The sequence below is a fragment of the Helicobacter japonicus genome, assembly GCF_000762845.2.
Taxonomy (GTDB): Bacteria; Campylobacterota; Campylobacteria; order Campylobacterales; family Helicobacteraceae; genus Helicobacter_C; species Helicobacter_C japonicus.
The window spans coordinates 207,463-221,096 of the sequence record NZ_JRMQ02000001.1 but is presented as its reverse complement, the minus strand read 5'-3'; the positions used below and the strand labels follow the sequence as shown (position 1 = coordinate 221,096).

Below are 13,634 nucleotides of genomic sequence, written 5' to 3'. Positions count from 1 at the left end.
CAAGACTTGAAGGAGCAATGATGAATGATATAATGCGAGTTTTATTGGGATTGATGTGTGCAAGCTTGCTTTATGGACTTGATACAACTCCCATAAAAGAGCGCATTAGCGAAGTGAGTGCAAAAGATGTAAGCTTTCCTGCAAGGAATCTAAAAGTAGGGCAAAGTGGTATTGTTATCACACATAAAGAGGGCTATAATGTGATTATTGCTAATGTCTTGATTGCGCAGATTCAAGATAATATTGCTTATGCAAAATACACACCTTTTACAAGCATTGAACAAAAATATCTCCCTACGCCTATGGCTACACCTAAAGAAGGCGATGAGGTGCTATTTGGTGGATTCTATAATAAAGCCATAGTCATAGCACCAGATCAGATGAGTTATAATCAAATTCTTGCCTACAATGAGAGTTTGCCTCCACATAATCAAACGCATTTTTTGCATATTGATATGTTTGCCGCATTTTTAGCAAAAGATGGCATTAATGACCCAAAGCCTAAACATTTGAGTGCATTTTGTAGTATTTATAGCGTGGGTTTAGTGTATATTTTTGCTTCCAATGGTGTTAATGTGCTTGATTGTCAAAGTTTTAGTATTCTTGAAGTGCTACCCTTTGAAAAACCACAGCTTGAAAGCACACAAGCACCATTTTTTTCACGCATTCCTAATATAGATACAGGCTCACTCGCAAGCAAATTGCGCTCAAAACAATCGCGTCAATATTTTTCTTATTATGATAATTTGCTGGGTCCGAGTTTGAAATTATTTGAGAAACTTACAGGCACAAATTAATGAAGGAGTGGCTATGCTAGATAAATCCCATATTGAGGCTTTAAAGCATATTGTTGGAGAAGAGAATTGTTATGATGATAAGGCACATTTGGTAGCATATTGCTATGATGCCACAAGAGAAAGATATGAACCCGAAGCAGTTGTTTTTCCGCGCGATGAACAAGATGTAAGTGCAATTTTAGCTTATTGCAATACGCATAAGATTCCAATTATACCGCGAGGTGCAGGGAGTGGCTTTACCGGTGGAGCTTTGCCAGTAAATGGCGGGGTTGTTTTAGCTTTAGAGCGACATTTTAATAAGATTTTAGAAATTGATGAAAAAAATCTTATTGCGCGCGTGCAGCCCGGCGTAGTCAATAAAATGTTTCAAGAAGCTGTAGAGGCAAAAGGTTTATTCTACCCACCAGACCCAGCAAGCCAAGAATATAGCACATTGGGAGGCAATGTCAGCGAAAATGCAGGTGGTATGCGTGCGGCAAAATATGGCATTACAAAGGATTATGTTATGGCATTGCGTGCAGTGCTTCCAAATGGAGATATAATCCGTGCAGGAAAAAAAACAATTAAAGATGTTGCAGGTTTTAATGTCGCAGGAATCTTAATAGCAAGTGAGGGAAGTCTTGCTGTGATTACTGAAATCACACTTAAACTCATTGCAAAACCAAAATTTTCACGCTCGGCAATGGGTGTATTTACGAGTATAGAATCTGCTATGAATGCGGTATATAAAACAATGGCAAGTGGCATTACGCCTGTGGCAATGGAGTTCTTGGATAATTTAAGCATTCGAGCGGTGGAGGAGCGATTTGCTAAAGGCTTACCCATAGATGCAGGAGCAATTCTCATTACTCAAGTCGATGGGGATTTGCAGCAACAACTTGATTTTCAGCTTGAAGTTTTATCGGCAAAATTCAAGGAAAATGGTTGTATTGATTTTAGAATTGCCCAAAATGATACAGAAGCGCAGAATCTGTGGTTTGCAAGGCGTAATGTGAGCCAAAGTATTACAATCTATGGTAAGAAAAAGCTTAATGAAGATATTACCGTGCCTCGTTCTGCGCTTCCTGAACTTTTATCGCGTATAACACAACTAAGTGAAAAATATAATTTTAAGATTCCTTGCTTTGGACATACAGGAGATGGCAATGTGCATGTTAATGTAATGGTGCCAGACCCACAAGATGAAGCTATGCTTAAGAAAGGTTATGAGTGTATTGAGGAGATTTTTAAAATTGCTATTGCTTTAGAGGGGACATTAAGTGGCGAACACGGCATAGGTTTATCAAAAGCACCTTTTATGCGATTAGCTTTTAGTGAGGCAGAAATGAGTTTATTTGCTCGTATCAAAAAAGCATTTGACCCAAATAATATTCTCAATCCGGGGAAAATGGGATTAAATATGGGAGAAAATAGCTAGATTCTATAAATGTGTTTTGCTTTCATAAATGAGCGTGGAATGTGTATCTTCAAAAAAGGCTTTTGGAAAGAGATATGCACCTCTAAAGGCAGGAACATCAATAGTATCATAGACTAGATTCAATGTAACAAAGGGTGATAGAATCCGCTCAAGCAATGTAGTGCAATATAGCGCATTTGGATCTGTATGAAGCACAAATGGTTTGCCAAGCCAAAGTATTGATTGTGAGGCGATTTGCTCTCGTGTAGTTGGACTAAAAGAAAAGCGTTTAACTGCGATATGCTGCGCGTGCGAGAGAAACTCATCAAAAGAGCTTAGAATTACTTGATTTGGTTTTTTGGGATTGTCATCAGGCGTAGCGTGAAGAATGATGATAGGTTTTGTGCTAATGACTAAACCAATGTGCGTATAGTTGTGTTTGCTTAGTTTTTGAATGATAATGCTTTCTACGCCTATGCCTTCTCGAAAAATAATATCACCTACTTCAAGTGTAGGGAGTGAGTGTAAATTTTTATGTAAAAGTGTGGAAGTTATAGAGGTGGGAGACATAAAAAATAGCATTATAGCAGATAGTGCTACAATGCTTACAATGGCACTTGATGCGCAAATATAGAATCTTTTAGAGTTTAACTTTCCACTTGTCATCGACATTTATGAGTTTTACATACTCATCTTTGCTTTCACCATTTTTGAAATTTGCGCGTAATTTAATAGTTGCATTTTTTTCATTGACTTCTTCAGATATAACCTCAATATTTTTTAAACCACCTGCTTCCTTAGCTGTTTCTTCTGCCATTTCTGCACCAGCCTTAAGCTTGCCCTCAATCAATTCTTTTGCCCCTGCTTTTTGCGCTTCAGGTAGATGCACATATTTAATGAGACTATCACCATTGCCCTTATATACATCTTCTACAAAAGATACTGCTACATCTTTTGGCGATTTTTCACCACAGCCAACAAAAAATAGTGCGAGAGTTGCACCTAAAGCCAAAATCGCTAACTTTTTTAGCATTTACTACTCCTTAAAAGTATAAAATTTGAAATACTTATTTTAGCGAATTTATATGTAAAGTCAATAGCGACTGACGCAGTGGAAATTTCTCATTTTTGCATAAAGCGCAATTTTTGCAAGATTACCAATTATTAAAGTGTAGATTCTAAATGGTATAATGGCACAGATTTTATATAAAAAGGAGAAAAAATGAAAGAGACTTTATTGCTTCAGGCGCAATATAATCAGTTTGCAAATGCAAATATGTTTGCGACTTTTAAAAAAATTCCAAAGGAAGTGCTTTATAAGAATTGTGGGTTGTATTATGGGAGTGTGATGCAAATGGCAGAGCATATTCTCTGTGGCGATATTGGCATTGTTTTGGGCAGGTTTAGCGCATTTGCACCTAAGCCTTTAGAGGGTGTGGAGGAGATTTTGCAAACTCTTAGCCCAGAGCATAGGCTACAAAGTGCAATCTATGAGGATATAAGCGCGTTTGAGGCATTGCGAAGTAAGGTAGATAGCAAAATGATAGAATTAATAGAATCTATGGAGGATTTTAAAAGTATTGAAACGCTTACTTTTCCGGGTGTGGAGTTTAAAAAATCTCGCGGATTCCTTATACTTGCGCTTTTAAACCACGCGACACATCATCGCGGACAGATTGCGGGTGCTCTAGATATACTAAAGATTGAAAATGATTTTAATGGAATGCTTGGAATGTAGGCGTTGGAGTTTGTTTTTAAGAAGTTTGCCACCTTTTTAGTGTCGGGAATAACTTGGTGCAGTGTGCTTTCATTTGTTCATTGCTCATTCCTGCTTGTGCGCCATACATTGAGCACATTTGTATATACTCTTGCAGTGAGACTTTATGGATAAATTCGCCTTTTTCATAGCAATACTTGCAATAATCACGGCTCACGCTTCCGTCCTTTTCTAAACCCATTTGTTCCTTTGAATTAAGGGGCATACCGCAACTTTGACAGATTGTATTTTGCATTAAGAATCCTTTGCTTCGTTTTTTAAGCGGTGCGACTTTGCCAAAGATAATTTTATGTTAGAATTGGCAAAATCCCCCTGCTTGTCCTATTTCAATAGGGTTTTGACGCTATAGCTATGAAGTAGCGCATTGGGTGTCCCTAGTTTTAGTCGTATTCTCTGTGTTTATAAGATTCTATAATTCTTGCAAACATCTTGTAATTGCTTCTCTTATGTCATCAGTTTCTGTGCTTCCTTGTCCTTCAGCAGTGCAAAGGAATAATGGTTCTTGAGTTGTGGCATTTAGAATCTGAATAGATACTTCAAGGGTATAGCCTCCTAATCCCCCTAATACTTCTCTTTTGTCGCCTTGCCCATATTTGACTATTAGTGTTTGGGTTGGATTAGTAATGTTCTCTACAACAACAAATCCTTTTTTCATTAAAATACCAGAGATAACATCTGCAGGATTAATGCTTTTAGATGCCATATAGGAAAATCCTCCACTTGTGCCATATCCTATATAGCCACCACCTGTGCCAGAACTCAAAGTTTGTGTTGGTGAAATAAAAACAAATTGATACGCACTTACATCACCAAACCTCTTAGCTTCTACAGGTTTTAACACCGCACAACCCGATATAAAAAACACGCCCAAACAAATTAATATGATTCTCATCATCAACCCTCCTTTTTGCTAATCCTGCATTTTATCAAAAAATTAATCACACAACCAAATTTTTTTTGCAACTTCAAACAAAAGCTGTTGTCTTTGCTCAACCTCATCTTTGCCGAATTTATTGTAAGGTTTAAAATTAAGACATTCTCTTTGAATAAATTGCTTAAAATCTACATTGCTTTTATAGAAATTTTCTATAAGGGTTTGTGAAAAAAGTGTGCCACTTACACCATAAGAACATAGTTTTTCTTGATAAGTTTCATTGCTTGAAGATTGATTATCCTTGCCTTTAAAAAGCAACAAACCACCCAAACGATTTCTTTGGATTCTAAATTCTTCCTCATCATTAAATAATTTTAAATTTTCTTCATTATTTGACAATATGTGTTCAATATGGTAAGCATTTTTACCACCTTGTTCTACCAACTCTTTGTAACTTTTAACAGTTTGATTAGAGTTTTCAGCAAGATAATGTTCAACTCTTGCAAAAAAATAACGCAAAAATTTTTTAGTTAAATTTTCATATCCGACATTTTTAAAAAACTCGTATTGGAAAGGCTCTTGAATATTATCAAGGTTTTTTGAGTAGGCTATATCTTTTAAAAGTTGTTTATCAAATGAAGCCTTTATACTCTCAAAATCTTTATTTCTAATGTTTATTATTAAGTTAATCATAGAGTCATTGAACCTGTTTGAATTATAGCTATTAGTGAGGTTGAGAATTACAAAGTTCCTATCAAATAATTTTGCAACAAGATTTATTTTTTCACTTTCTTGCGTGTCATTAAAAGTGAGGGCAGAAAGAATAAGTGGGAATTGTTTATCTATGTCATTTAATTTATTAAAGTATATGTTTTGATAATCTTTGTCATATTCCCAATATTTCTTTAAAAGCAAAACATAAACTTGTGAATAGTATAAAAAGTCGTATTCTATAAATTTTTTAACTTCTTTTGGATTATGTTTTAGGTTAATTTTTTGATTAAATTCATCATTAAATATAACTCTACAATATTTTTCATTACCTAATTCATCATATTGATTTGGATTATCGGCAAATTTGCTTTTAAAATAATCACTAAAAAAGAAATCAATATGATCTTCAAAGTATTCTGCTAATTGATTGGTTTGTTTGTCCCAAATCTTTAAATATTTTTGAATTTCTTTTTTATCAATTTGCCCAAGAATCTTACCTTTAAGAATTTCGTAAGGCTCAAGTGGAATACCTCTATCATTGATAACTTCAAATACCATAGGCACATCTTTACTTTTTTGAATCTGAATTTCTATTAAGTAGATTTTATTTCTAAAATAAAGAATAAAAAAATGGAGTTTATTTTTTATATCTTCATTGTTTAAAATCTCTTTCTTTAAAAACTTAACGATAATTTGATAATTTTCATAAATATTTCTTTCAGACAAACTTGCATATTGGCTTTTATCTTTAAGATTTGACAGATTATTTTTGAATAGATTTTCTATTGCTTCTTTTCTATCACCGACCCCCATACAATAACATACTCCAAAATCAGTTGAGTCATAGATTGACCTTTGCAATGTATCTATAAGATTATCTGGAAGTTGATACTCTTTTGCGAGATGAAAAAGTACAATATGAATTAATGTAAGGGTAGTAAGTCTTTGTTGTCCATCAACAATAAATTTTTTACCATTAATTTCATTGGTAATGTAAGTGTTTAAATAATACCATTCATAGTTATTAAGATTTTCTGGTGTTGGATCTAAATCTTTCTTGTAGTCCAAATTAAAACGATAAAATATATATTCAAGTAAAGACTGCACAGGTTTATAGTGCAGTTCTTTATCATTCCATTTGTATTCTCTCTGATAAAAATCAATTTCATAATCAACTTGCTTAAATACTTCGGCAATATTTTTATCTTTTGGTTTCAAACTCATTCCCTCTCCTTTTTTCTTATGTAATTTCCAAACTCGTATTTTATCAAAAAAAAAAAAAAACAAAATTGCAAGTGGATTTATGCAGATTCAAAGCCAAAATAAAGCAATCAAAGAGGACAAGTTTTCTTAGTGTAAATTGTGATAATATCACTTTTAAATTCTTTGTAATTTTATATACTTCCATATTTTAAGGTGAAATCAAGGTTAAAAATATGGAAAAAACTAAAGAAAACAATCAAACAAATTCATCGCGTAGGAGCTTTTTAAAGTTTCTAGGCGTGGCAAGTGTGAGTGCGGTGAGTGTGAATGCGGCACAACCCGCAGATTCTAAAGCTTCTATTCCCGCACACAATCTTCAATACAAAATGGCTTCCATTATAGATTTGGGATTGTGTGATGGGTGCAGAGATAGGGAGATTCCCGCTTGTGTCTCTGCGTGTAAAGCAAAAAATATGACAAATTTCCCCGAACCCATAGCGGAGATTCCCTATTATTTCCCACGAAAAGTCTATGAGGATTACTCTAAAAATAGAGAAAATATCAAGCGACTAACGCCTTATAATTGGACTTATGTGGAATCTCTAAAGGTTGAGGATAGGGAGATTTTTGTGCCTAGAAGGTGTATGCACTGCGATGACCCGACTTGTCAAAAGCTCTGTCCCTTTGGCGTGATTTCTAAGGATTCTAATGGTGCGGTAAAAATTGATGATGAGTATTGCTTTGGCGGTGCAAAATGTAGAGATGTATGCCCTTGGGGGATTCCACAAAGACAAGCGGGAGTTGGAATCTATTTGAAAATCGCACCCAAACTTGCAGGTGGAGGGGCAATGTATAAATGCGATGGCTGTGCGGATTTGTTAGCAAAAAATCAAAAACCAGCCTGTGAGGTGCAATGTCCTAAAAAAGCTATAATTTTTGGAGATAGAGAAGAGATATTGCAAAAGGCTAAGGCGTTAGCACAAGCATATAAGGGAGAGAAAGAGGGGACTTATCTCTATGGAGATAAGCAAAATGGCGGCACTTCCACCTTTTATGTCTCGCCTGTGTCTTTTGAAAGCATACAAGAATCTTTAAATGCAAAACACAATTTCACACAAGAGCAACCGCAAAAAATGGGGATTCCGCATATGAATTTAGAGATTAAAAACTTTGTGAGTGAGGATTCTGCTTTGATTAAAAGTGTGCTTTTAGCCCCTCTTGTAGGAGTTGTCGCAGGAGGTATTGCTGTGGCAAAGGCAAATAGAGCCGATAAAAAGGAGAGTAAATGAAAGAAGTAAAAATAACACGGCAAAGTGCGCAAAATAGAATCGTGCATTGGGGCGTTGCAATCAGCATTTTTGGGCTTATTTTTAGCGGAATCTTGCAAATGCCAATCAGTAAGCGTTATATGCTCAATGAATTGCCTTTAATGGCTTGGAGCGGGGATTATTCTATCTCTTTGGTTGTGCATTATGTGTTTGCGATTGCTTTATTATTCTTTGTGGGATTCCATTTGATGTTTCACTTTGGGCGCAAGGAGTTTGATATTCTCCCTAAAAAGGGCGATTTTGGTAAAAGTATTGCTGTGATTAAGGCAATGTTGTTTAAAGGAGAAGAGCCACCAAGTGAGAAATATTTACCCGAGCAAAGACTTGCTTATGCGGGAATTGCGATGGTGATTTTGCTTTTGGTCATTACAGGAATGATAAAAACCTATAAAAACCTAGCGGGATTTAATCTAAGTGAGGGAGTAATGTTTTGGGTTACGCAGCTGCATAATTTGGGAATGTTTTTGATGATTTTGGCAATTATTGGGCATTTAGCCGCGTTTATTTTTAAGGCAAATCGTCCTTTGTTTAGTGGAATGTTTAGCGGAAAAGTAAGCGCAAAGTATATTTTGCATAGGCATAGGCTATGGAAAAATGGAGTGGAACGCGCAAAAAAGGCATTAGAACAAACACCATCTCAATCATCTAGGTAGGATTTGATTACATAATCCTATAATTTTTATAAAAAGCAAGGGAGTTTATTATTTAAAAGAGAAACCCTAGAATAAAAGTTGTATCATAAAGTAATGTAATCAAGGGAAAAATGAGCTATTAAGAGAGTTTATTTAAGGCTTAAATTTTTACTTTAGAATTGTTTGGATATGATTTGCAGTTTTTATTAATACAATAAGCGACAAAGCAGAAAGGGGTTTTGTGATGAAACAACTAACGGGTGCGCAAATGGTGATAGAAGCCTTACATTTAGAGGGTGTAAAGGTTGTTTTTGGCTATCCGGGTGGTGCAGTTTTGCATATTTATGATGAGATTTATAAACAAAATTATTTTTCACATATTCTTACACGACACGAGCAGGGTGCAACTCACGCGGCTGATGGTTATGCGCGTAGTAGCGGAGAGGTGGGTGTAGCCATTATCACTTCAGGTCCGGGATTTACAAATGCTATTACAGGTATCGCCACAGCTTATACAGATTCTATTCCACTTGTGATAATTAGCGGACAAGTGCCTATTACACAAATTGGCACTGATGCGTTTCAAGAAATTGACGCGGTGGGCATTTCGCGTCCTTGCACAAAGCATAATTTTTTAGTGCGCAATATTGCAGAGCTACCTAGAATCCTCAAAGAGGCTTTTTATATTGCTCGTAGTGGAAGACAAGGTCCCGTGCTTGTTGATATTCCAAAAGATATTACAGGCACTTTAGGAACATTTGACTATCCAGAATCTATTGCATTGCAAAGTTATAAGCCTACCATTAAGGGTAATCCTCGTCAAATAAAAAGACTTTGTGAGGCTATTCATAGTGCTAAAAAGCCTTTATTTTACATTGGTGGTGGCGCAATCCTTTCAAATGCAAGTGAAATTATCCGTGAAATTGTGCATTGCACAGGGATTCCTTGCGCGGAAACGCTCCTTGCAAGAGGAGTATTAAGATATGATGATGAAAATTTGCTTGGAATGCTTGGAATGCACGGAAGTTATGCTGCAAATATGGCGATAAGCGAATGTGATTTATTAGTATGCTTTGGAGCGCGTTTTGATGACAGGGTTACAGGTAAGTTAAGTGAATTTGCAAAAAATGCAAAAATTGCGCATATTGATATAGACCCGAGCTCTATTGGTAAAATTGTAGCAGTGGATTATCCTATTGTTGGGGATTTAAAGCATATTGTATCAGATATGATGATTGAATTAAGTGGTTATGAAACGCAAAAAATTATGGAATGGAAAGAACATTTACGCTCTTATGCGCTTAAGCACCCTATGGGTTTTGAAGATAGTGTTGATTCTATTAAACCACAATGGGTGATTCAAAGGCTTGGGGAGCGTTTGGGTGATAGTGCAATTATTACAACTGATGTAGGGCAGCATCAAATGTGGGCAGCACAATTTTATCCTTTCAGCTTTCCACGTCAGTTTTTGAGTAGTGGAGGACTCGGAACAATGGGCTATGGCTTACCCGCAGCACTTGGGGCAAAGCTTGCTTGTGAGGACAAGACGATTATCAATATTACAGGTGATGGTTCAATTTTAATGAATATTCAAGAGCTAATGACTTGTGTTGCGTATGGAGTGCCTCTTGTAAATATTATTTTAAATAATAATTATTTAGGAATGGTGCGACAATGGCAAAGCTTTTTTTATGAGCATCGTTTTTCCCATACAGACTTAACTTTGCAGCCTGATTTCATCAAACTTATAGAATCTTTTGGTGGTGTAGGTTTTAGAGTGGAACGTAAATGTGATTTTGATGAAGCATTGACAAAAGCATTAGATTCTAAAAAAGTGGCATTTATTGAAGTCATAATAGATAGATATGAAGATGTGTTGCCAATGGTCCCAACAGGAGGGGCAATTTATGAAATGATTCTCTCAAGTGAGGATAAATCCTTTAAAAAAGAGGAGCAATAATGGAAACAAAAGCTAGAGAATTAAAAAAGAGTATTTGTATCAATGTGATTAATGAGCATAGCGTTTTAGCAAGAATTTCAGGGCTTTTTTCTGCGCGAGGCTATAATATAGAATCTCTTACAACCGCGCCAATTCCTAATAGCAATCTCTCTCGCATAACCATAGTTACGCAAGGCTCGGAAGTTGTGATTGAGCAGATTATTAAGCAGCTTCACAAGCTTATTCCTGTGATGAATGTCATTTCAAGTGATAATTTACTTGAAATGGAATCAGTGCTTGTGAAAATTCCTATTGGTGAGCGATTAGCGGATATTGAAACTCTTTGTAAGGCATATAATGGCAAGATTACAAATGCCAATGACAAATATGTTATTGTTATGGCGACAGATAAACCCTCTGCCATTAGTCATTTTATCACAGCTATTAGGGTATTTAATCCAAAAGAAATTATAAGAAGCGGCGTTGTAGCAATGGAAAGATAAATTATTTGTGGATAGAAAGAATAAAATAAGATTATTAAGAAGGAGCAGATATGTTTATGCGATTAGGTGTGAATATTGACCATATTGCAACCTTGCGTGAAGCAAGGGCTATTTATGAGCCTGACCCACTTGAAGCAGTATTTATTGCCAAAAATGCAGGAGCGCATCAAATTACATTGCACTTGCGTGAAGATAGACGACATATCCACGATAGTGATGTAAAACGCATTGTCCAATCAAGTCCATTACCTGTAAATATAGAATCTGCCCTTGATGAGAAGATTATTGATTACCTTTGTGCTCTTGCACCACAACGTATTACGCTTGTGCCTGAAAAACGAGAGGAAGTTACCACAGAGGGTGGGCTAGATATAGAATCTCATTATGATACCATTCGTGATGTGCTTAAAACTTTTGAATCTTATGGCATCGCCACAGCACTTTTTATTGACTCTAAAAAAGAATCAATTTTTCTTGCGCGTGAGCTTGGAGCACAAGCAGTTGAGCTTCACACAGGAAGATATGCGAATTTGCATCTTATGGCTTATAGCAATCTTTCTCGCACACATCGTTCTATCAAATCTTTGAAACTTGCTCCTCAAGAGATATATGAGGAGATGACACATACACTTGATGATATTACACAATGTGCCAAACTGGCTACTTCTAGCATAGACACTCGCACCCTTGAATGCTTTGCAGGACACGGACTAAATTATCAGAATGTAGGGAAAATAGCGCAGATTCCACAAATTAGTGAATTAAATATCGGACATAGTATTATTGCAAGGGCTGTGTTTGTAGGGTTAGAGCGTGCGATTATTCAAATGAGAGAGGCAATGTGCCAAAGATAGCTATTAGCATTGGTGATGTCAATGGCATAGGGCTTGAAATCGCATTAAGAGCGCATCATCATATTGTGCAATGGTGTGAGCCACTTTATTGCACTCATAGGGAAGTTTTAGAATCTGCAAGTGCGCTTTTAGGTTATCCTATACCCTTAGGTATGCAGTGTGTAGGGGATTTTGATTATGATTTGCAGAATCTCATCACACCGGGCTTAGTAAGCTCACGAAGTGGTGTGTATAGCTACCAAAGCTTTATACAAGGTGTGAATCTTACCAAAAGTGGTGAATGTGCGGCGTTGGTAACCTTGCCTATCCATAAAAAAGCGTGGCAAAAGGCTGGAATTAGCTATATTGGGCATACTGATGCGCTCTCCTCATATTTTCAAGCACAAAGCATTATGATGCTAGGCTGTGAATCTTTGTTTGTCGCACTTTTTACTGACCATATCGCATTAAGTGAGGTGAGTAGGCTTGTAAGCAAGGAGGGGGTGAGAGAATTTCTTGTGCGCTTTGCTAAGGCTATTTCTTTAAATGAGCCTTGTTGTGTGCTAGGGCTTAATCCACATTGTGGAGATGAGGGTATTATGGGGAATGAGGATAGAGATATTAGCTTCGCAGTGCAAGAAGCAAATATGCAATTACATAAAGAGGTATTTTTTGGTGCATATCCACCTGATAGTGCATTTTCACCATTTAATAGGCAAAAATATCGGTATTTTGTGAGTATGTATCACGATGTGGGGTTAGCTCCACTTAAGGCACTTTATTTTGAAGAGAGTATCAATGTGAGCTTAAATCTCCCTATACTTCGCACTTCAGTAGATCACGGCGTGGCATATGATAGGGCATATAAAAAAGGAAGTAGTATTAGTTTGCAAAGCTATTTTAACGCAGTGCAGTATGCTCTAAATTATAATTTTGCACAAGGTGCAGTTTAAGGATAGAATCTTATAATAGCATTTTATTTTGTATGATTTAAGGAATTTTATGTGGCGATATGTTTTTATGCAATTTGCATTCTTAATCTTTTATTTTGCTTCCCCCCCCCCAGTGCAAGCAAGAGAAAGTCAATTTGAGCAATTTGGCGATGCTTTTAGATTTTTGCCTATTTATGTGATGATTGTATCTGTAGCGATTGAAGATTATGAGGGTGCGGGAGAGCTTGCACTTGGCACTTTAAGCACACAACTTGTTGTAGAGGGTATTAAATATGGTTTTAACACCGCGCATAAAAATGGTAATAGTGTAGCTTTTGCTAAACGTCCTTGTTGTGATAATTATCAAGGTATGCCAAGCGGACATTCAGCAGGGGCTTTTAGTGCAGCTGGATATGTGTATTATCGTTATGGGTGGAAACCTGCTATTCCTGTTGGAATCTTAGCTGTCCTTACTGCTGCTTCAAGAGTTGAGGCAAAGAAGCATTCTGTATTGCAAGTGAGTGTGGGCGCACTGCTTGCGTGGGGATTTTCATATATTTTTACAAATAAGTATATGCCTAAAAATACAATGATTATGCCAAATGTTGATACGGATTTACAAGGCAATCCTTCTTTAAGCCTCAATGTGCGATATACTTTTTAGGATTAAAGTTTTAGCTATAATATGGAGTATATTTTATGTCAA

General features: G+C 36.3%; 15 protein-coding genes. 10 read left to right on the top strand and 5 right to left on the bottom strand.

Features of this window, described 5'->3' with window-relative positions:
* Positions 1-20 precede the first annotated feature (20 nt).
* Positions 21-797: a plasminogen-binding N-terminal domain-containing protein gene (locus tag LS65_RS01020; RefSeq protein ID WP_034362390.1), complete on the top strand. Its 777-nt coding sequence runs from the start codon at positions 21-23 to the stop codon at positions 795-797.
* A 13-nt stretch (positions 798-810) separates the two neighbouring features.
* Positions 811-2,214 carry an FAD-linked oxidase C-terminal domain-containing protein gene (locus LS65_RS01015; protein ID WP_034362393.1) on the top strand — a complete coding sequence of 468 codons (1,404 nt, stop codon included), beginning with the start codon at positions 811-813 and terminating at the stop codon, positions 2,212-2,214.
* Between the two features lie 3 nt (positions 2,215-2,217).
* On the opposite strand, the gene LS65_RS01010 is transcribed toward LS65_RS01015, so the two are convergent.
* Both LS65_RS01010 and LS65_RS01005 read right to left on the bottom strand, forming a co-directional pair.
* Positions 2,218-2,865, bottom strand: a complete 648-nt coding sequence (locus LS65_RS01010) for a YiiX/YebB-like N1pC/P60 family cysteine hydrolase (RefSeq protein WP_084707935.1) — start codon at positions 2,863-2,865, stop codon at positions 2,218-2,220.
* Positions 2,834-3,226, bottom strand: a complete 393-nt coding sequence (locus LS65_RS01005; RefSeq protein ID WP_034362395.1) for a DUF4878 domain-containing protein — start codon at positions 3,224-3,226, stop codon at positions 2,834-2,836. Before LS65_RS01005 ends, LS65_RS01010 begins: the two co-directional genes overlap by 32 nt.
* A gap of 189 nt (positions 3,227-3,415) precedes the next feature.
* On the opposite strand from LS65_RS01005, the gene LS65_RS01000 reads away from it, so the two are divergent.
* On the top strand, positions 3,416-3,931 hold the full coding sequence (locus tag LS65_RS01000; protein ID WP_034362397.1) for a DinB family protein: 516 nt from the start codon (positions 3,416-3,418) through the stop codon (positions 3,929-3,931).
* Between the two features lie 16 nt (positions 3,932-3,947).
* On the opposite strand, the gene LS65_RS00995 is transcribed toward LS65_RS01000, so the two are convergent.
* The 3 genes from LS65_RS00995 to LS65_RS00985 form a co-directional block, all read right to left on the bottom strand.
* Positions 3,948-4,205, bottom strand: a complete 258-nt coding sequence (locus LS65_RS00995; protein ID WP_034362400.1) for a zinc ribbon domain-containing protein — start codon at positions 4,203-4,205, stop codon at positions 3,948-3,950.
* A gap of 174 nt (positions 4,206-4,379) precedes the next feature.
* A complete protein-coding gene (locus tag LS65_RS00990; protein WP_034362402.1) occupies positions 4,380-4,865 on the bottom strand; it encodes a hypothetical protein in 486 nt (161 codons plus the stop codon).
* A gap of 39 nt (positions 4,866-4,904) precedes the next feature.
* Positions 4,905-6,782, bottom strand: a complete 1,878-nt coding sequence (locus LS65_RS00985) for a DUF262 domain-containing protein (protein ID WP_034362403.1) — start codon at positions 6,780-6,782, stop codon at positions 4,905-4,907.
* A gap of 212 nt (positions 6,783-6,994) precedes the next feature.
* Here LS65_RS00985 and LS65_RS00980 point away from each other — a divergent pair, with 212 nt between their 5' ends.
* From LS65_RS00980 to LS65_RS00950, 7 genes are all read left to right on the top strand, one after another.
* On the top strand, positions 6,995-8,050 hold the full coding sequence (locus LS65_RS00980; RefSeq protein WP_034362404.1) for a 4Fe-4S dicluster domain-containing protein: 1,056 nt from the start codon (positions 6,995-6,997) through the stop codon (positions 8,048-8,050).
* Complete coding sequence (locus tag LS65_RS00975; RefSeq protein WP_034362406.1) at positions 8,047-8,742, top strand: formate dehydrogenase subunit gamma; 696 nt, start codon at positions 8,047-8,049, stop codon at positions 8,740-8,742. Before LS65_RS00980 ends, LS65_RS00975 begins: the two co-directional genes overlap by 4 nt.
* 223 nt (positions 8,743-8,965) lie before the next feature.
* Positions 8,966-10,681 carry an acetolactate synthase large subunit gene (locus LS65_RS00970; RefSeq protein WP_034362408.1) on the top strand — a complete coding sequence of 572 codons (1,716 nt, stop codon included), beginning with the start codon at positions 8,966-8,968 and terminating at the stop codon, positions 10,679-10,681.
* The gene (gene ilvN / locus LS65_RS00965) at positions 10,681-11,163 is read left to right on the top strand and encodes an acetolactate synthase small subunit (RefSeq protein WP_034362410.1); all 483 of its coding nucleotides are present in this window, start codon (positions 10,681-10,683) and stop codon (positions 11,161-11,163) included. Before LS65_RS00970 ends, ilvN begins: the two co-directional genes overlap by 1 nt.
* Positions 11,164-11,219: 56 nt before the next feature.
* Complete coding sequence (locus LS65_RS00960) at positions 11,220-12,017, top strand: pyridoxine 5'-phosphate synthase (RefSeq protein WP_034363289.1); 798 nt, start codon at positions 11,220-11,222, stop codon at positions 12,015-12,017.
* A complete protein-coding gene (gene pdxA / locus LS65_RS00955; protein ID WP_034362412.1) occupies positions 12,005-12,949 on the top strand; it encodes a 4-hydroxythreonine-4-phosphate dehydrogenase in 945 nt (314 codons plus the stop codon). The genes LS65_RS00960 and pdxA overlap by 13 nt, the downstream gene beginning before the upstream one ends.
* A gap of 67 nt (positions 12,950-13,016) precedes the next feature.
* Positions 13,017-13,592 (top strand): phosphatase PAP2 family protein, encoded by a 576-nt coding sequence (locus tag LS65_RS00950; RefSeq protein WP_052061152.1) that lies wholly within the window; start codon positions 13,017-13,019, stop codon positions 13,590-13,592.
* The last annotated feature ends 42 nt before the right edge of the window (positions 13,593-13,634 follow it).

What these genes read in the sequence shown, in the direction of transcription:
- LS65_RS01000 (WP_034362397.1), top strand. Translation starts at nt 3,416, where the DNA reads ATGAAAGAGACTTTATTGCTTCAGGCGCAATATAATCAGTTTGCAAAT.
- LS65_RS00960 (WP_034363289.1), top strand. Translation starts at nt 11,220, where the DNA reads ATGCGATTAGGTGTGAATATTGACCATATTGCAACCTTGCGTGAAGCA.
- LS65_RS00995 (WP_034362400.1), bottom strand. Translation starts at nt 4,205, where the DNA reads ATGCAAAATACAATCTGTCAAAGTTGCGGTATGCCCCTTAATTCAAAG.
- LS65_RS01005 (WP_034362395.1), bottom strand. Translation starts at nt 3,226, where the DNA reads ATGCTAAAAAAGTTAGCGATTTTGGCTTTAGGTGCAACTCTCGCACTA.
- LS65_RS00970 (WP_034362408.1), top strand. Translation starts at nt 8,966, where the DNA reads ATGAAACAACTAACGGGTGCGCAAATGGTGATAGAAGCCTTACATTTA.
- LS65_RS00950 (WP_052061152.1), top strand. Translation starts at nt 13,017, where the DNA reads ATGCAATTTGCATTCTTAATCTTTTATTTTGCTTCCCCCCCCCCAGTG.
- LS65_RS00990 (WP_034362402.1), bottom strand. Translation starts at nt 4,865, where the DNA reads ATGATGAGAATCATATTAATTTGTTTGGGCGTGTTTTTTATATCGGGT.
- LS65_RS00985 (WP_034362403.1), bottom strand. Translation starts at nt 6,782, where the DNA reads ATGAGTTTGAAACCAAAAGATAAAAATATTGCCGAAGTATTTAAGCAA.
- LS65_RS01015 (WP_034362393.1), top strand. Translation starts at nt 811, where the DNA reads ATGCTAGATAAATCCCATATTGAGGCTTTAAAGCATATTGTTGGAGAA.
- LS65_RS00980 (WP_034362404.1), top strand. Translation starts at nt 6,995, where the DNA reads ATGGAAAAAACTAAAGAAAACAATCAAACAAATTCATCGCGTAGGAGC.
- ilvN (WP_034362410.1), top strand. Translation starts at nt 10,681, where the DNA reads ATGGAAACAAAAGCTAGAGAATTAAAAAAGAGTATTTGTATCAATGTG.
- LS65_RS01010 (WP_084707935.1), bottom strand. Translation starts at nt 2,865, where the DNA reads ATGTCGATGACAAGTGGAAAGTTAAACTCTAAAAGATTCTATATTTGC.
- LS65_RS00975 (WP_034362406.1), top strand. Translation starts at nt 8,047, where the DNA reads ATGAAAGAAGTAAAAATAACACGGCAAAGTGCGCAAAATAGAATCGTG.
- LS65_RS01020 (WP_034362390.1), top strand. Translation starts at nt 21, where the DNA reads ATGAATGATATAATGCGAGTTTTATTGGGATTGATGTGTGCAAGCTTG.